Source organism: Streptomyces sp. ALI-76-A, from assembly GCF_030287445.1.
Taxonomy (GTDB): Bacteria; Actinomycetota; Actinomycetes; order Streptomycetales; family Streptomycetaceae; genus Streptomyces.
This window is the reverse complement of record NZ_JASVWB010000002.1, coordinates 5,099,149-5,117,894: the sequence shown is the minus strand read 5'-3', so window position 1 is coordinate 5,117,894 and position 18,746 is coordinate 5,099,149. Positions and strand designations below refer to the sequence as shown.

13 protein-coding genes are annotated in these 18,746 nt (G+C 72.4%); 4 read left to right on the top strand and 9 right to left on the bottom strand.

Features of this window, described 5'->3' with window-relative positions; translation table 11 throughout:
- Positions 1-61 precede the first annotated feature (61 nt).
- The gene (locus QQS16_RS23875; protein WP_286063898.1) at positions 62-1,414 is read left to right on the top strand and encodes a DUF2637 domain-containing protein; all 1,353 of its coding nucleotides are present in this window, start codon (positions 62-64) and stop codon (positions 1,412-1,414) included.
- Positions 1,415-1,475: 61 nt separating this feature from the next.
- On the opposite strand, the gene lysS is transcribed toward QQS16_RS23875, so the two are convergent.
- Entirely contained in the window at positions 1,476-3,218 is a 1,743-nt protein-coding gene (lysS, locus tag QQS16_RS23870; protein WP_286063896.1) for a lysine--tRNA ligase, read from the bottom strand.
- A gap of 155 nt (positions 3,219-3,373) precedes the next feature.
- Here lysS and argS point away from each other — a divergent pair, with 155 nt between their 5' ends.
- Positions 3,374-5,146: an arginine--tRNA ligase gene (gene argS / locus QQS16_RS23865; protein ID WP_286063895.1), complete on the top strand. Its 1,773-nt coding sequence runs from the start codon at positions 3,374-3,376 to the stop codon at positions 5,144-5,146.
- Positions 5,147-5,262: 116 nt separating this feature from the next.
- Here the strand turns inward: argS and QQS16_RS23860 are convergent, their stop codons facing one another.
- Positions 5,263-7,161, bottom strand: a complete 1,899-nt coding sequence (locus QQS16_RS23860) for a P-loop ATPase, Sll1717 family (RefSeq protein ID WP_286063894.1) — start codon at positions 7,159-7,161, stop codon at positions 5,263-5,265.
- Between the two features lie 167 nt (positions 7,162-7,328).
- On the opposite strand from QQS16_RS23860, the gene QQS16_RS23855 reads away from it, so the two are divergent.
- Positions 7,329-8,138, top strand: coding sequence for a DUF4253 domain-containing protein (locus tag QQS16_RS23855; RefSeq protein ID WP_286063892.1), 810 nt, complete (start codon positions 7,329-7,331; stop codon positions 8,136-8,138).
- 6 nt (positions 8,139-8,144) lie between these two features.
- On the opposite strand, the gene QQS16_RS23850 is transcribed toward QQS16_RS23855, so the two are convergent.
- The 3 genes from QQS16_RS23850 to hemB form a co-directional block, all read right to left on the bottom strand.
- Entirely contained in the window at positions 8,145-8,990 is an 846-nt protein-coding gene (locus QQS16_RS23850; RefSeq protein ID WP_286063891.1) for an arylamine N-acetyltransferase family protein, read from the bottom strand.
- Positions 8,991-9,078: 88 nt separating this feature from the next.
- Positions 9,079-9,981: an SAM-dependent methyltransferase gene (locus tag QQS16_RS23845; RefSeq protein ID WP_286063889.1), complete on the bottom strand. Its 903-nt coding sequence runs from the start codon at positions 9,979-9,981 to the stop codon at positions 9,079-9,081.
- A gap of 106 nt (positions 9,982-10,087) precedes the next feature.
- Positions 10,088-11,080, bottom strand: a complete 993-nt coding sequence (gene hemB / locus QQS16_RS23840; protein WP_286063887.1) for a porphobilinogen synthase — start codon at positions 11,078-11,080, stop codon at positions 10,088-10,090.
- Between the two features lie 713 nt (positions 11,081-11,793).
- Here hemB and QQS16_RS23835 point away from each other — a divergent pair.
- A complete protein-coding gene (locus tag QQS16_RS23835) occupies positions 11,794-13,182 on the top strand; it encodes an FAD-binding oxidoreductase (protein WP_286063886.1) in 1,389 nt (462 codons plus the stop codon).
- A 296-nt stretch (positions 13,183-13,478) separates the two neighbouring features.
- Here the strand turns inward: QQS16_RS23835 and QQS16_RS23830 are convergent, their stop codons facing one another.
- The 4 genes from QQS16_RS23830 to QQS16_RS23815 are packed head-to-tail and all read right to left on the bottom strand — an operon-like array spanning position 13,479 to position 18,689.
- Positions 13,479-15,197: a bifunctional uroporphyrinogen-III C-methyltransferase/uroporphyrinogen-III synthase gene (locus QQS16_RS23830; RefSeq protein WP_286063884.1), complete on the bottom strand. Its 1,719-nt coding sequence runs from the start codon at positions 15,195-15,197 to the stop codon at positions 13,479-13,481.
- Positions 15,194-16,153 (bottom strand): hydroxymethylbilane synthase, encoded by a 960-nt coding sequence (gene hemC, locus QQS16_RS23825; protein ID WP_286063883.1) that lies wholly within the window; start codon positions 16,151-16,153, stop codon positions 15,194-15,196. Before hemC ends, QQS16_RS23830 begins: the two co-directional genes overlap by 4 nt.
- Positions 16,150-17,925, bottom strand: a complete 1,776-nt coding sequence (locus QQS16_RS23820) for a glutamyl-tRNA reductase (RefSeq protein WP_286063881.1) — start codon at positions 17,923-17,925, stop codon at positions 16,150-16,152. Before QQS16_RS23820 ends, hemC begins: the two co-directional genes overlap by 4 nt.
- Positions 17,922-18,689: a redox-sensing transcriptional repressor Rex gene (locus QQS16_RS23815; protein WP_286063879.1), complete on the bottom strand. Its 768-nt coding sequence runs from the start codon at positions 18,687-18,689 to the stop codon at positions 17,922-17,924. The genes QQS16_RS23820 and QQS16_RS23815 overlap by 4 nt, the downstream gene beginning before the upstream one ends.
- Positions 18,690-18,746: the final 57 nt, after the last annotated feature.

The following is an 18,746-nucleotide window of genomic DNA, read 5'->3' as shown; positions in this document are numbered from 1 at the left end:
TCCGACGCACACATGTGCCACTCTGTTGCGCGCAACAACACGCACGGGGAGGGGAGTACGGGTGGCCGCGCCACTGAAGCTGACACGCACGCACCGCGTTCTCATCGGCGTGGTCGTGGCCGGTGCCGTGATCATCGCCGCCATCGGCTTCGCCGGTTCGTACGCGGCGGTCCGCGAGCTGGCCCTCCAGAAGGGCTTCGGGAACTTCAGTTACGTGTTCCCGATCGGCATCGACGCGGGTATCTGCGTCCTGCTGGCCCTGGACCTGCTGCTGACCTGGATCCGCATCCCCTTCCCGCTGCTGCGCCAGACCGCCTGGCTGCTGACGGCGGCGACGATCGCCTTCAACGGCGCGGCGGCCTGGCCGGACCCGCTGGGCGTGGGCATGCACGCGGTGATCCCGATCCTGTTCGTGGTGTCGGTCGAGGCGGCCCGGCACGCGATCGGCCGCATGGCCGACATCACCGCCGACAAGCACATGGAGGGCGTGCGGCTCACCCGCTGGCTGCTCTCCCCGCTGCCCACCTTCCTCCTGTGGCGCCGCATGAAGCTGTGGGAGCTGCGTTCCTACGAGCAGGTCATCAAGCTGGAGCAGGAACGTCTCGTCTACCAGGCCCGGCTGCGCTCCCGCTTCGGCCGGTCCTGGCGCCGGAAGGCCCCGGTGGAGAGCCTGATGCCGCTGCGGCTGGCCCGCTACGGGGTGCCGCTGGCGGAGACGGCTCCGGCGGGCCTCGCGGCGGCGGGCATCGAGCCTGCCCTGCTGCCGCCGGCACCGCAGTCCGAGCTGGCGGCGGCGGGCGCGGGCGGCCGGCCCGCCGGACCCGCCGAGTTGTCCGCCGCGCCCGCGGGCGGTCGTGCCGTCGAGCCGGCTCCCGGCCCGCAGGGGGCGGCCGTGCCTCCCGGCGGGCAGCGCCCGGCACCCGTGGGCCGGCAGGACCCCGGCCTTGCCGAGGCCGACCCCGAGGCCGAGCAGAGCCCGTGGTTCCAGCCCCCCGTGCAGGAGGTCGCGTACCAGGGCGGCTACGACCCCACGTACGACCCCTCGGAGCAGTACGCCCAGTGGTACGAGGAGCAGCAGCGGGCCGACCAGTACCGCGAGCAGTTCGAGGAGGAGCCCCCGGCTCAGGAGCCCTCTCCGGAGGAGACGGGCACCTTCCCCATCCCGGTGGGCCCGAACCGCACGCGTGAGCTGGGCGGAGGTGGTGGCGCCCCGGTCGTCGAGCCGGACGAGGAGGCGTACTACCAGATCTTCAAGCAGTCGATAAGCGGCAGCGGTTATCCGACTCCGCGTGAGTTCGGCGCCAACGTCGAGGCCACGTACGGCATCCCGGTCCCGGACCCCGAGGCCAAGCGCATGGTCCTGCGTTTCCAGAACCGCCACACCGCGGAGCTGGAGGACGACCACATCGCCTGAACGACGAGGGGGCGTCCGGTGGAGCACACCACCGGGCGCCCCCTCGTCGTGAGGCGGGGACCTACTCCCCGAGCAGCACCCGCACCCGCTCCTGCCCGACCGCCAGCAGCAGCGTGGGCAGGCGGGGACCGGTGTCCCGGCCCACCAGCAGGTGGTACAGGAGCGCGAAGAACGACCGCTGGGCGGTCTTGATCTCCGGGGGCAGCTCCTTGGGCGTGGCGTCGGCCGGGAAGCCGGCCTGCACCTTGGGCACGCCGTAGACGAGGTGGGTGAGCCCGTCGAGGGACCAGTGCCCGGCCAGTCCGTCGACGAGCAGCCGCAGGGACTGCCGGGACGGCTCGTCGAGGGACTTCAGCAGCTCGTGGTCGGGCTCCTCGCGCACGATGGTCCGCTGGTCGGCGGGCACGTGCGTGTTGATCCACGCCTCGGCCTTGTCGAGCCGCGGCCGTGCCTCGTCGAGCGAGGTGAGCGGGTCGGCCGGGTCGAGTTCGCTGAGGATGCGCAGGGCCTGGTCCTCGTGCCCGGCGGTGATGTCGGCGACGGAGGCGAGGGTCCGGTAGGGCAACGGCCGCGGGGTGCGCGGCAGTTCACCGGCGGCGGTGCCCACGGCACGCGCGTGCGCGGCGACGTCGGCCGGCAGGGCGGACCCGTCCGCGACCTTGGCGTCGAGCTTGTCCCACTCGTCGTACAGGCGCTGGATCTCCTGGTCGAAGGCGATCTTGAAGGACTGGTTGGGCCTGCGGCGGGCGTACAGCCAGCGCAGCAGCTGCGGTTCCATGATCTGCAGGGCGTCGGCGGGCGTCGGGACGCCGCCGCGGGAGGACGACATCTTGGCCATCCCGCTGATGCCGACGAACGCGTACATCGGTCCGATCGGCTGCTTGCCCCCGAAGATCCCGACGATCTGGCCGCCGACCTGGAACGAGGAGCCCGGCGAGGAGTGGTCGACGCCGGAGGGCTCGAAGACGACCCCTTCGTACGCCCAGCGCATCGGCCAGTCGACCTTCCACACCAGCTTGCCGCGGTTGAACTCGTTCAGCCGGACGGTCTCCGAGAAGCCGCACTCGGCGCAGGTGTACGTCAGCTCGGTGGTGTCGTCGTCGTAGGCGGTGACGGTGGTGAGGTCCTTCTCGCAGTTGCCGCAGTACGGCTTGTACGGGAAGTAGCCGGCGGAACCGGAGCCGCCGTCGTCCTCGGCGGCGGCGCCGGACCCCTCGGCGGCCGCCAGCTCGGCCTCGTCCAGGGGCTTCTGCTGCTTCTTGTCGGGGACCTTCTTGGTGCGGTACTGGTCGAGGATCGCGTCGATCTCGGCCCGGTGCCGGATGGCGTGCAGGATCTGCTCGCGGTACACGCCGGAGGTGTACTGCGCGGTCTGGCTGATCCCGTCGAACTCCACGCCCAGCTCGGCCAGCGCCGCGGTCATCGCGGCCTTGAAGTGCTCGGCCCAGTTGGGGTGGGCGGATCCCGCGGGCGCCGGGACGGAGGTCAGCGGCTTGCCGATGTGCTGCCGGTAGGACTCCTCGTCGACCCCGGCGATGCCCTTGGGCACCTTGCGGTAGCGGTCGTAGTCGTCCCAGGAGATCAGGTGGCGCACCTCGTGGCCCCGGCGGCGGATCTCGTCGGCGACGAGGTGCGGGGTCATGACCTCGCGCAGGTTCCCCAGGTGGATGGGTCCGGAGGGGGAGAGGCCGGACGCGACGACGACCGGTTTGCCCGGGGCCCGACGCTCCGACTCCTCGATGACCTCATCCGCGAAACGGGAGACCCAGTCGGTGGTCTCGGTGCTCTGAGCCACGATCGGCACGTCCTCTTTCTGACGGTTCTCATGAGCAGCCGGTACGGTCGCACGGCTGACCGCCTCATTGTCCCAGACCCTCACGCGCCCAGGAAAACCGCTTTACGCCCCATGGGATACTGGCCGGGTCCATCCATCCCACGAGGAGAACGGCACCCAACTCCATGGCCCCGGTCACGTCCCTCAGCGCCAGCGTCCAGCAGCACCTCGCGACGGCCCTCTCGGCAGCCCTGCCGGAGGCCGGTTCCGCCGACCCGCTGCTGCGCCGAAGCGACCGGGCCGACTTCCAGGCCAACGGCATCCTGGCGCTGGCGAAGAAGGCGAAGGCGAACCCGCGGGAACTGGCGGCGCAGGTCGTCTCCCAGGTCGTCACCGGTGAGCTGATCCAGGACATCGAGGTCTCCGGCCCCGGCTTCCTGAACGTCACGCTCGCCGACCGGGCCATCACGGAGAACCTCGCCGCGCGGTACGCGGACACCGACCGCCTGGGCGTGCCGTTCGCCGAGAACCCGGGTACGACGGTCGTCGACTACGCCCAGCCGAACGTGGCGAAGGAGATGCACGTCGGCCACCTGCGGTCCGCGGTGATCGGCGACGCGGTGGTCCACCTCCTGGAGTTCACCGGCGAGACGGTGGTCCGGCGGCACCACATCGGCGACTGGGGCACCCAGTTCGGCATGCTGATCCAGTACCTGGACGAGCACCCGCACGAGCTGGACCACAAGTCCTCCGAGGACGGCGAGGTCTCCGGCGAGGAGGCGATGTCGAACCTGGGCCGCCTCTACAAGGCCGCGCGGGGGCTCTTCGACTCCGACGAGGAGTTCAAGACGCGGGCCCGGCGCCGGGTGGTCGACCTCCAGGCGGGGGACGCGCACACGCTCGCCGTGTGGCAGAGGTTCGTCGACGAGTCGAAGATCTACTTCTTCTCCGTCTTCGAGAAGCTGGACATGGAGGTCCGGGACCCGGACATCGTCGGCGAGTCCGGCTACAACGACATGCTCGCGGAGACCTGCCGCCTGCTGGAGGAGTCGGGCGTCGCGGTCCGCTCCGAGGGCGCCCTGTGCGTCTTCTTCGACGACGTCAAGGGCCCGGACGGCAACCCGGTCCCGCTGATCGTCCAGAAGTCGGACGGCGGCTACGGCTACGCGGCCACGGACCTGTCCGCCATCCGCGACCGCGTCTTCGGCCTGAAGGCGAACACCCTGGTCTACGTGGTCGACGCCCGCCAGTCGCTGCACTTCAAGATGGTCTTCGAGACGGCTCGCCGGGCGGGCTGGCTGGGTGACGACGTGAGGGCGCACCAGCTGGCCTTCGGCACCGTGCTCGGCAAGGACGGCAAGCCGTTCAAGACCCGTGAGGGCGAGACGGTACGCCTGGTCGACCTCCTGGACGAGGCCGTCGACCGCGCCTCGGCCGTCGTCCGGGAGAAGGCGCAGGACCTGTCCGAGGAGGAGATCGCCGAGCGGGGCGCCCAGGTGGGCATCGGCGCGGTGAAGTACGCGGACCTGTCGACGTCGGCGAACCGGGACTACAAGTTCGACCTGGACCAGATGGTCTCGCTGAACGGCGACACCAGCGTGTACCTCCAGTACGCGTACGCCCGGATCCGGTCGATCCTGCGCAAGGCCGGTGACGTACGCCCGTCCGCGCACCCGGAGCTGCCGCTGCACGAGGCGGAGCGGGCCCTGGGCCTGCACGCCGACGCGTTCGCGGAGACGGTCGCGGAGGCGGCGGCGGAGTACGCCCCGCACAAGCTGACGGCGTACCTCTACCAGCTGGCGTCGCTCTTCACGTCGTTCTACGACAAGTGCCCGGTGATCAAGCCGGCGCCGCCGCAGGACGTCGCCGAGAACCGCCTGTTCCTGTGCGACGTGACCGCCCGCACCTTGCAGCAGGGCATGACCCTGCTGGGCATCCGGACGCCCGAGCGGCTCTGAGGCTCCGGCGCCGCGCCGGGGAGCGTACGAGCGCTCTCCGGCGCGGCGGGCGCCGCCGCACCCGGCCCCACTCGGGCCCTTCCGGGGGCCCGTCCCGGCCGGCCCCCGGGGACACCTCAGCCGCCGTCCGAGGACCCGTACGAGCCGCCCGCCACCCGTCGCAGCCGCCGTGCCTCCTCCGCCATCCGGCGGGCCACCCCGCCCGCGCCGCCCGCGCCGTCGTCCAGTCCACTGGCCAGGAGCTGGGCGGCGAGGGTGTCGAAGTAGTGGGCGGTGGACAGGAGTTGGTCGTCCACGTCGAAGGCCGGCGTGGTGCCAGCGGCGATGCGGTGGACGTCGTCGAGGACGCCGTTGATCTGCCGGCTGATCTCGTCCCGGGCCTCCCGCGCCAGGCTCACCGCCCGCCCGGTCTGGGCGAGAACGGAGTGGCAGGAGCGCCGCAGTTCCCGTGCCAGCCGGTCGTCGCGGCTGGTGAACGTGTGGCCCACGTCGAACCCCAGGCTGCCCTGGACGACGCGGGAGCCCATGGCGATCGACTCGTAGTCCCGCAGGTCGATCGCGCTGGTCGCGCCGAGCGCGGCCCGGAAGCAGGGGTGGACGTGGAACTCCGTCTCGTGCGGCTGCACCGGCAGGTCGTCGTCACCGGCGAACACGACGTCGTTGCCGCGCCGCACCCCGAGGAACCCCACGCCGTACAGGATGTCGATGACACCGGGGAGCGTCAGGGCGCCCGCGTAGGCGGGGAACAGCCCGTGGAGCGACTCGGCGGCCGCCTCGAAGCGGGTGCCAAGCGCGGCCCGGGTGACCACGTAGCCGGTGTTCTGGAACAGCGGGAAGAGATGCCTGAGGAAGGGGTGCGCGACCAGGTACTCCAGGGACAGGTCCTTGAGCTTCCACGCGGAGAACTGCCGGGCCGCCTGGAGGACGTCCGCCTCCGTGATCCGGTCCCGGCCGTGGATCAGCCAGGCCGTCTCCTGGCACAGGTTGAGGAACTGGATGGCGTCCCGCGGCCGGGGCAGACAGCGGCGGAAGAGGTATCCGGCGGTCTCCTCGCCCTCCACGGTGCGCGGGAACAGCTCCCGCCACAGCCGCTCCTCGGTCAGCTCCGCTCCGGTGGAGGCCCGCGCGCGGGCCAGGGCGAGATCCCGCAGTGTCTGTTCCGTCCAGGCGATCCGCAGTTCGTCGCCGCGGAACTTGTCGCCCTCGCCGAAGGACAGCGAGTCGTAGATGTCCGCGCGCAGGAACAGCAGGAACCGCACCGAGCGCGCGTAGAGGCTGGCGGCGTGCTTGGCGGCCAGCAGCAGCCCGACCACCATCGAGACGCTGTCCGGCTCCGCCGACCACACCTGCTCCAGCTGGTCGACCATGAGCAGCAGCGGCCCGTGCGCGCCGTCGCAGCCGACGTCGGCGAAGGCCCGCGCCACGCCCTGTTCGACGACCTCCAGCTGCCGCAGTGCCTGGGCGCCCTCGGACGGCGACTGCGCGAGGTCCAGGCCCGCCTTGAAACCGAACGCCTCCAGGGACAGGGAGGTCTGCAGGCCCCTGGCGCCGTGCGCGACGCGCTCCCCCAGCCGGCCGTCCGCCCCCTCCCCGTTCTGTTTCAGGAACCGGGCCAGCACCTTGACCGAGTCGGGCCGCCGGCCGTGCGCGTCCTTGGCGTGCGTCGTCAGATGGCGGGCGGCGTGCACGGCGAACAGGTACCGCCAGATCAGCGCCTTCGCCGAGTCGCCCGGCAGCCCTTGCAGTTCGAACCGCCGGATCTGCTCGCCCGCCGCCTCGTCCGGGGTGACCAGGACCGTCCCCGCGTGCCGGCCGCCGTCGGCCGTCAGCTGCATGCAGATGGCGCTCTTGCCGGATCCCTTGCGGCCGATGATCAGCATCTTCCGCCCGGCCAGCGCGGCCCGGTAGGCCGCGTTGGGCAGGAAGCCGCCGCGTAACAGCAGACCGTCGGTCACGTCCCGTTCGGCGTCCTCGCGCCCGAAATGCAGGTGCGCGAGCACCGGCCCGTCGGCCATCCCCGTCCCCCTTGACGTCGCCCCGTCGCCCGTCGGGCCCTGATCGCGGCCCGCGCGGGTCCTCCAGCCGACACCGTAGCGGCAAGCGCCGCCCGGGCTCAGCGTTCACGCACACCCGGACGCCGGCCCTGCGGCCGTTGTCAGTGGCTGCCTCTACAGTCCCCCGCATGGCGACTCTTCCCAACCCCCTGCCGAAGCTGGCGGCCGACCCGGCCGGCCGGTCCCTCGGACTCGACCTCCCCGCCGGAAGACTGATCGACACGACCGACGAGGGGTCGTGGCACGAGCCGTTGCTGTGGTGCGCGGACGAGGAGCCGGCGGCCGGCACCTGGAGCGCGCTGCACTCGGCCGGGCGGACCGTCGGGCTGCTTCCGCTGCTCGTCGACGTCGGCGGCAGCCAGGGCGGCCCGCCGGACTGGGAGCTGATGCCCGAGGAGATGTCGTACCCCGGCGATCACGACGCCGAGGAGGTACTGAGCGCGTTCTGGGACCAGTACGCGAAGGACGGAGCCGCGACCGGTCCCGCCGGGGCGGAGTGGCCCGGACTCGCCCCCGCCGGCGTCCTGGACGCCGACCCGGACGCGCGCGCCGCCGAGGTCGCCGAGGGCCTCCTCGCCGACGGCACCTCCTTCAAGGCGCCGCGCTGCGCACTGGTCCCGGCCCGCCGCTCCGCCGACATCCCGGCGGCCATCGGCTGGAGCGGCCCGCTGAACCACGAGACCGACGTGGCCCGGCTGTGTTCGGTCCTGCGCTCCTGGGAGGACCGCTTCGGGATACGGGTCGTCGCGCTCACCTTCGACCGGCTGACCGTGTCGGTGGCCGCGCCGCCGGCCACCGAGGCCGAAGCCGAGGCGCTGGCCGCCGAGCACTTCGCGTTCTGCCCGGACACCACCGGCCAGGGCGACGACACGACGCTGCGCGCCTACGCCGGGCGACAGCTCCTCAACCGGCCCCTCTGGCACTTCTGGTGGGACTGACCGGCCTCACGGCAGGAGGGTCATCCCCTCGGGAGCCGCGATCCCGAACTCCTCGTCCAGCAGCCGCCGTGCCTCCGCCTCGTCCGTCACCTCCCGCTCGCCGACCGTGCCGTCGGCCCGGGTCTCGGTGAGGAGACCGCCGTCGAGGAGGAGGTGGCGTGCGGGGCTCAGGTGCTGGGCGTAGAGGCGCTGGGTGAACGGGGACCGCGGATTGGTCCCCACATGCCAGTTGATGACCTCGAAGTCGGGTGCCTCGAACGGCTCCAGCGTGAACGCGTACTGATCCGCCCAGGGCTCGCCCGCGTCGCCTTTCTCCGGCTGGTACGCCTGGAGCATCCACAGCTCCAGCGGACCGTCGTGCGGCACGTGCACCAGCCGGTGCCGCCGGTCCGCGTCCCGGAACTCGGCACCGGCCGTCAGCGGAACGGGCTCCAGCAGCGCGCCGACGGCCCCGAAGCCGACGTCGGCGAGATACGGCCGCGGATCCCCCGGCACCTCCACGAGCAGCGCCATATGGGTGCGCGGACGGCTCTCGACACGGTCGGCGCCCACGACGACACGGGCGGCCAGCCGCCGGATCACCCGGAAGCCCAGGGCCGTCAGGGCGAGCGAGAACAGCGTGTTGTGCTCGTAGCAGTAGCCGCCGCGCCGGCTGCGCACCAGCTTGGTCATGAGGTCGGCGGGATCCAGGGAGGGGGCCGTGCGGCGCAGGGCGTCCAGGTTCTCGAAGGGGATGGCCCGCGCGTGCGCCAGGTGCACGCCCTTCAGCGTCGCCGCGTCGGCCCGCCGCCGCCCGTCCCACCCGATCCGCTCCAGATAGGCGTCGAGGTCGAAGTCGGTGTCATCGGACATGCCTCCACCGTAGACAGCCGGCCCGGCGCCCGTCCCCGGCCCGCGGCAGGAATCCGCCCCCGACCTTGGACCTACGCCCACCCGCGGCTCAGGCCTTCGTCCCGACCCCCGCGTACACGTTGATGTCCGCGTCCGTGACGTCGTTGATGTCGGCGTAACGGACCCGCTCGATGCTGTCGAGGCCGGCCAGGTAGGAGGCCTCCGGCTGCTCGGGCACCGGAGCGGCGCCGTCCGGCCGCCAGTGGTGCGCGGGGACGACCCCCGGCTCGGCGAGTTCCAGGGAGTTCTCGGTGAAGAACCGCTCGACGTCCGCCGCGGAGCGCAGCACGAAGGTGAACCCGCGCTCGGTGTACGTCCGCTGGACCGCGCGGATGTTCTCGGGGTTGAGGTCCTCCGTGAGGTGGCTCAGCACGAGCCGGCTGCCGGAGGGCAGCGCGCCGAGGAGCTCGCGCACGATCGGGTACGCCTCCCCGTCCTCGACGAAGTGCAGGAGCGCCACCAGGCACAGCGCCACGGGCTGGTCGAAGTCCAGCGTCTTGGCGGCCTGTTCGAGGATGTGCGCCGGGTCCTTGAAGTCGGCGTCGATGTAGTCCGTACGCCCCTCGGGCCCGCTGGTCAGCAGGGCACGCGCGTGCGCGAGCACCACCGGGTCGTTGTCGACGTAGACGACCCGGGTGTCCGGGCTGATGCGCTGGGCGATCTGGTGGACGTTCTCCGCGGTGGGCAGCCCGGTGCCGATGTCGAGGAACTGCCGGATGCCGTCCTCCCGGGCCAGGGTGGTGACGGCCCGGCGCAGGAAGTCGCGGTTGTGCCGTACGTCGAGGTAGCCGCGCGGGTTGGCGGCGAGCGCGGCGGCGGCCGCGTTCCGGTCGACGGGGTAGTTGTCCTTGCCGCCGAGGAAGACGTCGTACACGCGGGCCGGGTGCGCCTTGGTGGTGTCGATCCTCCTTCTCAGCTCGGCGGGGTCTTGGCTGAGGGCGTCACCGGACATCGGCGTCTCCAGTCGTTCAACGGGCAACCAGGTCAACAACCTAACTCCCGAAGCCACTTGATGGTGCCCCAGCCCACCCTCAGCCGCCCGCTGACCGGCGCGAGGCCTACCGCAGCTTCTGCGCCGCCTCGACGGCCCAGTACGTCAGGATGTTCCGCGCGCCCGCCCGCTTGATGCCGGTCAGCGTCTCCAGGATGGCCCGGTCCCGGTCGATCCAGCCCTTCTCGGCGGCGGCCTCGACCATCGAGTACTCGCCGGAGATCTGATAGGCGGCCACCGGCACGTCCACCGCGTCCGCGACGCGCGCCAGGATGTCCAGGTACGGCCCGGCCGGCTTCACCATCACCATGTCGGCGCCCTCCTCGAGGTCGAGCGCCAGCTCCCGCATCGCCTCGCGCGTGTTCGCCGGATCCTGCTGGTACGTCTTGCGGTCACCCCGCAACGACGAGGCGACGGCCTCCCGGAACGGCCCGTAGAACGCGGACGCGTACTTGGCGGTGTAGGCGAGAACGGCCACGTCCTCCCGCCCGATCTGGTCGAGGGCGTCACGGACCACCCCGATCTGCCCGTCCATCATCCCGCTGGGCCCCACCACGTGGGCCCCGGCATCGGCCTGCACCCGCGCCATCTCGGCGTACCGCTCCAGGGTCGCGTCGTTGTCGACCCGCCCTTGCGCGTCCAGCACGCCGCAGTGCCCGTGGTCCGTCGTCTCGTCGAGACACAGGTCGGACATCACCAGCAACTCGTCCCCGACCTCGGCCCGCACGTCACGGATCGCGACCTGGAGAATCCCGTCCGGGTCGGTCCCCGGCGTCCCGACCGCGTCCTTCTTCGACTCCTCCGGCACTCCGAACAGCATGATCCCGGAGATCCCGGCGGCCACCGCCTCCGCGGCCGCCTTCTTCAGACTGTCCCGGGTGTGCTGCACGACACCGGGCATCGCCGTGATCGGCACGGGCTCGACGGCACCCTCCCGCACGAAGGCCGGGAGGATGAAGTCGGCCGGATGCAGCCGGGTCTCGGCGACCATGCGTCGCATGACGGGGGTGGTCCGCAGCCGCCGCGGCCGACTGCCGGGAAAGGATCCGTACGTCGTCATACACCTACGCTACGCCCGCCCCGCCACCCCCTTTACCGACGCACCGTCGGCCCCGTCCCCGCGGACGGCAGCCCCCCGCCTCCCACATCACCCCCGAGGAAGCCCCGCCCTCAAACGCCGGACAGGCTGACCTCGCCCACCGGCACCAAGACACACGCACCCGACAAACCCCCACACCGGCCGCACCCACCCACAACACCAAGGGACGCCACGGCCCCCCAAACCCCCGCCGCAAGACACACGCACCCGACAAACCCCCACACCGGCCGCACCCACCCACAACACCAAGGGACGCCACGGCCCCCCGAACCCCCGGACCCCCCGCCGCAAGGGACACGTACCCAGCGGGCCCACGTACCGGCCGCACCCGCGTACGGCGAGAAGGGGACGGGTCGGGGGTGTCCGCCCGCAGCGGTTGTCGCGTCAACGCAGGGCGCCTCGGCGAACACCCCATTCCGCGACGTTCCGAGGACGGACACCCCCGACCCGTCCCCGCCCCCCACCCGACCGAACGCGCTACGCGCAGCACCCCCACCCACCCCCACCCACCCCCACAGGCATCACACCCCCACACCCCCGCATGCGCCCCACCCCCCACAGGTCCAAGCTGAAAGAACAAGGACCCGACGGCCTCGCCCGGCCCCCGCCCAGCCCCGACCGCCGCCGTCCCTCCCCGCCGCGCACGCACACCGCCGCCGCCCCAGGAGGACGCGATGACCGCCACGCACCACAACACGCCCGACCTCTTCGCCCTCACCGACATCCACGGCCCGGTCCTGCGCCCCGGCGACGACGGCTACGCCGACGAGGTCACCGGCTTCAACCTGGCCGCCCTGCACACCCCCGACCTGGTCGTAGGAGCCACCGGCACCGACGACATCGTGACCGCGATGCGCTGGGCGTCCGCCACCGCCACCCCCGTCACCGTCCAGGCCACCGGCCACGGCGCCAACTTCCCCATAGCAGGCGGCCTGCTGATCAACACGACCCGGATGACCGACGTACGCGTGGACGCGGAGCACCGCACCGCCACGGCCGCCGCCGGCGCGAAGTGGAGCCACGTCCTCGCCGCGGCCGCCCCCCACGGCCTGTCCGCCCTCACCGGCACCTCCACCGACGCGGGCGTCGTCGGCTACACCCTCGGCGGCGGCCTCCCCGTCCTCGGCCGGACCTACGGCTTCGCGACCGACCTGGTCCGCTCCTTCCAGGTGGTCACCCCCGACGGCACCCTCCGCGACGTCGACGCGGCCCACGAACCCGAGCTGTTCTGGGCCCTGCGCGGCGGCAAGGGCAACGTGGGCGTGGTCACGCGACTGACCTTCGACCTGCTCCCCCTCTCCCACCTCCTGGGCGGCGGCATCTACTGCCGGGGAGAACACGCGCAGACCCTCCTCACCGCCTGGGCCGACTGGACCCGGGACGTGCCGGACGAGATGTGCAGCGCCTTCAACCTGCTGCGGTTCCCGCCCATCCCGCAGATCCCCGAGCCGCTGCGCGGCGGCTTCTGGGCCCGCGTGGCGATCGCCTGGACCGGCGACCCCGACGAGGGCGAACGCCTCTTGGCCCCCATCCGGCAGGCCGCCCCGGTGGCCGTCGACATGGTGGAGGACATGCCCTGCACGGCGATGGACCGCATCCATCTGGAGCCCCAGGACCCACTCCCCGCCCGCGAGTCGTGCGCCCTGCTCCGCGAACTGACACCGGACGCCGTCCGCGCGCTGCTGGACCAGGCGGGCCCGGACGTCCCGGACTACCCGCTCCTCGTGGTGGGGTTGCGCCACATGGGCGGCGCGCTGTCCCGCCCGGCCAGGATCGAGGACGCGATCTGCGCCCGTGACGCCGCGTACCTGCTGGAATCGGTGGGCGTCCTGGCCGCCCCGCCGGCCGCCGAGGCCATAGAGCGCGCCACGGCGGCCCTGCACACCGCGATGGCCCCGTACGGCACCGGCCGCACGATGGTCAACATCCACGGCACCCCGGGCGACGAGCAGGACCGCGCCCGCGCCTGGACCCCGGAGGTCTACGCACATCTCCAGCACGCCAAGTCGACCTACGACCCGGCGAACCTGCTCCGCTACGGCCACACGGTGCCCCCAGCATGACACCGCACACCCGCCGAGTACCCGAACCCCGGCCGCCGGCAACCCGCGACACAACCAACCAGCAACCAGCAACCAGCAACCAGCAACCAGCAGGCACCCGACACCCACAGACACCGACAGCCAGCAGGCACCCGACACCCACAGGCACGACAGCCAGCAAGGCACCCGACACCCGCCGAATACCAACCCCAGCCGCCCGACACCCGCAGCAGCCGACACCGACCCTCACCCGGCAACAACCGCCAGGCGGCCAGCCGCCAACCGCCGCCCGCCGCCCGCCGCCCGCCGCCCGAGGATCAGGTAGTCGTACGCCTCCGCCGAGCCCCCGGCCGCCGTTCACTCGGCCGGGTCACCGGATCCCCTGCCTCCAGCGCGGCGGCTCTCCGCCGCAGCCCGAAGTCGGCCAGCGCCTCGGCCAGCTTGTGCACGGACGGCTCCGGAGCCATCACATCCACCCGCAACCCGTGCTCCTCTGCGGTCTTCGCCGTGGCGGGCCCGATACACGCGATGACCGTCACGTTGTGCGGCTTGCCGGCGATACCCACCAGGTTCCGCACCGTGCTCGACGAGGTGAACAGCACGGCGTCGAACCCGCCGCCCTTGATCGCCTCCCGGGTCTCGGCCGGCGGCGGCGACGCCCGCACGGTCCGGTAGGCGGTGACGTCGTCGACCTCCCACCCGAGCTCGATCAGCCCCGCCACCAGCGTCTCGGTGGCGATGTCGGCGCGCGGCAGGAACACCCGGTCGATCGGGTCGAAGACCGGGTCGTACGGGGGCCAGTCCTCCAGCAGTCCGGCCGCCGACTGCTCCCCGCTCGGCACGAGGTCGGGCTTCACGCCGAAGGCGATCAGCGCCTTCGCGGTCTGTTCGCCCACCGCCGCGACCTTGATGCCGGCGAAGGCCCGCGCGTCGAGCCCGTACTCCTCGAACTTCTCCCGGACGGCCTTCACCGCGTTGACCGACGTGAAGGCGATCCACTCGTACCGCCCGGTCACCAGGCCCTTGACCGCCCGCTCCATCTGCTGGGGCGTCCGCGGCGGTTCGACCGCGATGGTCGGCACCTCGTGCGGCACGGCCCCGTAGGACCGCAGCTGGTCGGAGAGCGAGGCCGCCTGCTCCTTCGTGCGCGGCACGAGCACCTTCCAGCCGAACAGCGGCTTGGACTCGAACCACGACAGCTGATCACGCTGAGCCGCGGCCACCCGCTCACCGACCACGGCTATCACCGGCCGCCCGCCCTCCGGCGAGGGCAGCACCTTGGCCTGCTTCAGCGTCTGGGCGATGGTCCCCAGGGTCGCGCTCCAGGTCCGCTGCCGGGTCGTCGTACCGGCGACGGTGACCGTCAGCGGCGTGTCCGGCTTGCGTCCGGCGGACACCAGTTCCCCGGCGGCGGCGCCGACGGTCTCCAGGGTCGCCGACACGACGACGGTCCCGTCGGACGCCCCCACCTCCGTCCAGCACCGGTCGGAGGCGGTACGGGCGTCCACGAACCGGACGTCCGCGCCTTCGGCGTCCCGCAGCGGCACACCGGCGTAGGCGGCGACGCCCACGGCCGCGGCCACCCCGGGCACGACCTCGAAAGGCACCCCCGCGGCGGCGCACGCCAGCATCTCCTCGGCGGCGTACGCGTCGAGTCCGGGGTCCCCGGACACCGCACGTACGACCCGCCTGCCGCCCCGCGCGGCCTCCATGACAAGATGTGCGGCATCCCGCACGGCGGGGACGCCGGCGGTCGTTGACGAGCCGTCAACAACCGTCAGTTGAGGCGCGCCCGTGGCCGGATTCGGGCCGGATGCAAGATCCATCGAGGCATCCGCGTCCGTGTTCACCACGGCGACACCGGACCTGGCATGCGTACGGACGACGTCGAGCACCTCGTGCCCGGCGACGAGGACGTCCGCGTTCGCCAGCGCCTCGACGGCGCGCAGAGTAAGTAGTCCCGGATCTCCGGGTCCGGCACCCAGGAAGGTGACGTGCCCGTGGTCGGGACCGGTGAAAAGGGCGGTGGGGCTCACAGTGCTCGCTCCCCCATCAGACCGGCCGCGCCCTGGGCAAGCATCTCGGCAGCGAGTTCGCGACCGAGCGCCATTGCCTGGTCGTACGTCTCGGGCACGGGACCGGTGGTGGACAGCTGCACCATGCGCGTGCCGTCGGTCGTGCCGACGACGCCGCGCAGGCGCATTTCCTTGACAACGTGCCCGTCCCCCAAGAGGTCGGCCAGCGCGCCCACAGGGGCGCTGCAGCCGGCCTCCAGGGCGGCGAGCAGTGACCGTTCGGCGGTCACGGCGACCCGGGTGACCGGGTCGTCGAGCTCGCCGAGCGCGGCGATCAGGTCCGCGTTGTCCGCGGCACATTCGATCGCGAGTGCCCCCTGGCCGGGGGCGGGCAGAACCGTGTCGACCGACAGGAAGTCGGTCACCTCGTCGATCCGGCCGATCCGGCTCAGTCCGGCGGCGGCCAGGACGACGGCGTCCAGCTCACCGTCCCGGACGTACCGGATGCGGGTGTCGACGTTCCCACGGATGGGCACCGTCTCGATGTCCAGCCCGTGGCCGCGTGCGTACGCGTTCAGCTGGGCCGTCCGGCGCGGGGAACCCGTGCCGATCCGCGCCCCGCGCGGCAGGTCCGTGAACTTCCGCGCGTCCCTGGCGACGATCACGTCCCGCGGGTCCTCGCGGACGGGGACGGCGGCCAGCGCCAGCTCCTCGGGCTGCCCGGTCGGCAGGTCCTTCAGCGAATGAACCGCGAAGTCGATCTCTCCGAGCAGCAGCGCTTCGCGCAGCGCGGTCACGAAGACGCCCGTGCCGCCGATCTGCGCGAGGTGCTCTCGGGAGGTGTCCCCGTAGGTGGTGATCTCGACGAGCTCCACGGGCCGTCCGGTCACCCGGCTCACGGTGTCCGCCACCTGTCCGGACTGGGCCATGGCGAGTTTGCTCCGCCTGGTCCCGAGCCTCAATGCCTTGCTACTCATGCCGGCCCTCGGTTCTTGCTGTTCTCAGGTTCATCGTCGGCGCGGTCGGCCCGGGACACGGCGGCCACCGTCTCGGGGTCCAGGTCGAACAGGGTCCGCAGCGCGTCCGCGTACCCGGCGCCGCCGGGCTCGGCCGCGAGCTGCTTGACCCGGACGGTCGGCGCGTGCAGCAACTTGTCGACCACGCGCTTGACGGTCTGGGTGATCTCCCCGCGCTGCTTGTCGTCCAGCCCGGGCAGCCGCCCGTCGAGCCGGGCGATCTCGTTCGCGACGACATCGGCGGCCATGGTGCGCAGGGCGACCACGGTCGGCGTGATGTGCGCGGCCCGCTGCGCCGCCCCGAACGCCGCGACCTCGTCGGCGACGATACGGCGGACCTGGTCGACGTCGGCCGCCATCGGGGCGTCGGCGGAGGCTTCCGCCAGCGACTCGATGTCCACCAGCCGCACCCCGGTCAGCCGGTGCGCGGCCGCGTCGATGTCGCGCGGCATGGCGAGGTCGAGCAGGAAGAATGTGGGCTCGGGCCGCGGGATCTCGGCGACCGGCTCGGGCCTGCGCCGCTCGGGCACCCGGCCGACGGCGGTCACGGCGGCGGCGAGCGCGGCGATGGCGTCCGTCTCCAGGGCCGGGTCGAGCACCGTGACCGCGCCCGCCGCGGCGGAGGTCTGGCGCGTGACGCCGTTGTCCACCCAGGCGGCGTGCTGTTCCAGCTCGGAGGCGGCCATCCCGGCCACGGCGGCCTCGCCGAGCACGGAGAAACCGGCGGTCGCCTGCACGGCCGGAAGATCGAGCGGACAGCCCTCCTCGGCCCCGAGGCCGGTGGGCGGCAGCTCGCCACGCCCGGCGGCCGGGACGGCCCCGCGGCCGGATCCGGTGGCGTCGGGTCCCGCACCCGGCGTGCCCGCCGTGTCGGATCCGCCGCCGTCCCCGGTGCGCCGCGCCATCGCCGCGGCGACCGTCTCGGCGGTCAGGACCAGGCCCGTCGCGCCGGTGCAGGAGACGGTGACATCGGCACGTGTCAGCTCGACCGGCACCGATTCCATCGGGACCGCGCGGGCCGACACGTCCGTGTCCTCGCCCTCGGTCAGTATCTGGGCGAGGCGCTCGGCGCGGTCCGGCGTCCGGTTGGCCACGACGATCTCGGCGACCCCGGCCCGCGCGAGCGTGGCCGCGGCCAGCGAGGACATCGAGCCGGCGCCGATGACCAGCGCCTTCTTGCCGCGGGCCCATGCCGCGACCGACGCCCCGGACGACAGCTGCTCCAGGCCGAAGCTGACCAGCGACTGTCCGGCGCGGTCGATGCCGGTCTCGGAGTGGGCGCGCTTGCCGACGCGCAGTGCCTGCTGGAACAGGTCGTTCAGCAGGCGCCCGGCGGTGTGCAGCACCTGCGCCTTGGCGAGGGAGTCCTTGATCTGGCCGAGGATCTGGCCCTCGCCGACGACCATCGAGTCGAGCCCGCAGGCCACCGAGAAGAGGTGGTGGACGGCCCGGTCCTCGTAGTGCACGTAGAGATAGGGAGTGAGCTCCTCGAGCCCGACGCCGCTGTGCTGGGCGAGCAGCGTGGACAGCTCGGCGACACCGGCGTGGAACTTGTCCACGTCGGCGTACAGCTCGATGCGGTTGCAGGTGGCGAGCACCGCGGCCTCGGCGGCCGGTTCGGCGGCGACCGTGTCCTGGAGCAGCTTGATCTGGGCGTCGGCGTGCAGCGCGGCCCGCTCCAGCACGCTGACCGGGGCGCTGCGATGGCTCAGCCCGACGACGAGGAGGCTCATGCCGGCATCACGGCGGGGACGTCCCCGTCGGGTCCCTTGTCGGAGGACTTCGTGCGGGCGGCGACGGTCGGAAGGGCGCCGTCGGCGGCCGCGGCGGCCTCCTCGCCGGCCTTGCGCTGCTCGTGGAAGGCGAGGATCTGCAGCTCGATGGAGAGGTCGACCTTGCGCACGTCGACGCCGTCCGGCACGGTCAGCACGGTCGGCGCGAAGTTCAGGATGGAGGTGACCCCGGCGGCCACTAGCCGGTCGCAGACCTGCTGGGCGGCACCGGCGGGCGTGGCGATGACCCCGATCGACACGCCGTTGGTCGAAATGATTTTTTCCAGCTCGTCCGTGTGCTGGACGGGGATCCCGGCGACCGGCTTCCCGGCCATCGTGGGATCGGCGTCGATCAGCGCGGCGACCCGGAATCCACGGGAGGCGAACCCGCCGTAGTTGGCCAGCGCGGCGCCGAGGTTGCCGATGCCGACGATCACTACCGGCCAGTCCTGGGTCAGGCCGAGTTCGCGGGAGATCTGGTAGACGAGATACTCGACGTCGTACCCCACACCGCGCGTCCCGTAGGAGCCGAGGTACGAGAAGTCCTTGCGCAGCTTCGCGGAGTTGACCCCCGCGGCGGCCGCGAGCTCCTCGGAGGAGACCGTGGGCACCGAGCGCTCCGACAGTGCGGTCAGCGCGCGGAGGTACAGCGGAAGCCGGGCGACGGTGGCCTCGGGAATCCCTCGGCTACGGGTCGCCGGTCGGTGAGTTCGGCCAGTTGCCACGGTGCTCCTGCGGGTAGAGCGGGGCTTCAGGCGGTCACACGTCCCCGGACCGCCCCG

Bases quoted from the DNA above. Each gene is read 5' to 3' on its own strand.
- argS (WP_286063895.1), top strand. From the start codon at position 3,374: ATGGCCCCGGTCACGTCCCTCAGCGCCAGCGTCCAGCAGCACCTCGCG.
- QQS16_RS23860 (WP_286063894.1), bottom strand. From the start codon at position 7,161: ATGGCCGACGGGCCGGTGCTCGCGCACCTGCATTTCGGGCGCGAGGAC.
- QQS16_RS23855 (WP_286063892.1), top strand. From the start codon at position 7,329: ATGGCGACTCTTCCCAACCCCCTGCCGAAGCTGGCGGCCGACCCGGCC.
- QQS16_RS23850 (WP_286063891.1), bottom strand. From the start codon at position 8,990: ATGTCCGATGACACCGACTTCGACCTCGACGCCTATCTGGAGCGGATC.
- QQS16_RS23845 (WP_286063889.1), bottom strand. From the start codon at position 9,981: ATGTCCGGTGACGCCCTCAGCCAAGACCCCGCCGAGCTGAGAAGGAGG.
- hemB (WP_286063887.1), bottom strand. From the start codon at position 11,080: ATGACGACGTACGGATCCTTTCCCGGCAGTCGGCCGCGGCGGCTGCGG.
- QQS16_RS23835 (WP_286063886.1), top strand. From the start codon at position 11,794: ATGACCGCCACGCACCACAACACGCCCGACCTCTTCGCCCTCACCGAC.
- hemC (WP_286063883.1), bottom strand. From the start codon at position 16,153: ATGAGTAGCAAGGCATTGAGGCTCGGGACCAGGCGGAGCAAACTCGCC.
- QQS16_RS23820 (WP_286063881.1), bottom strand. From the start codon at position 17,925: ATGAGCCTCCTCGTCGTCGGGCTGAGCCATCGCAGCGCCCCGGTCAGC.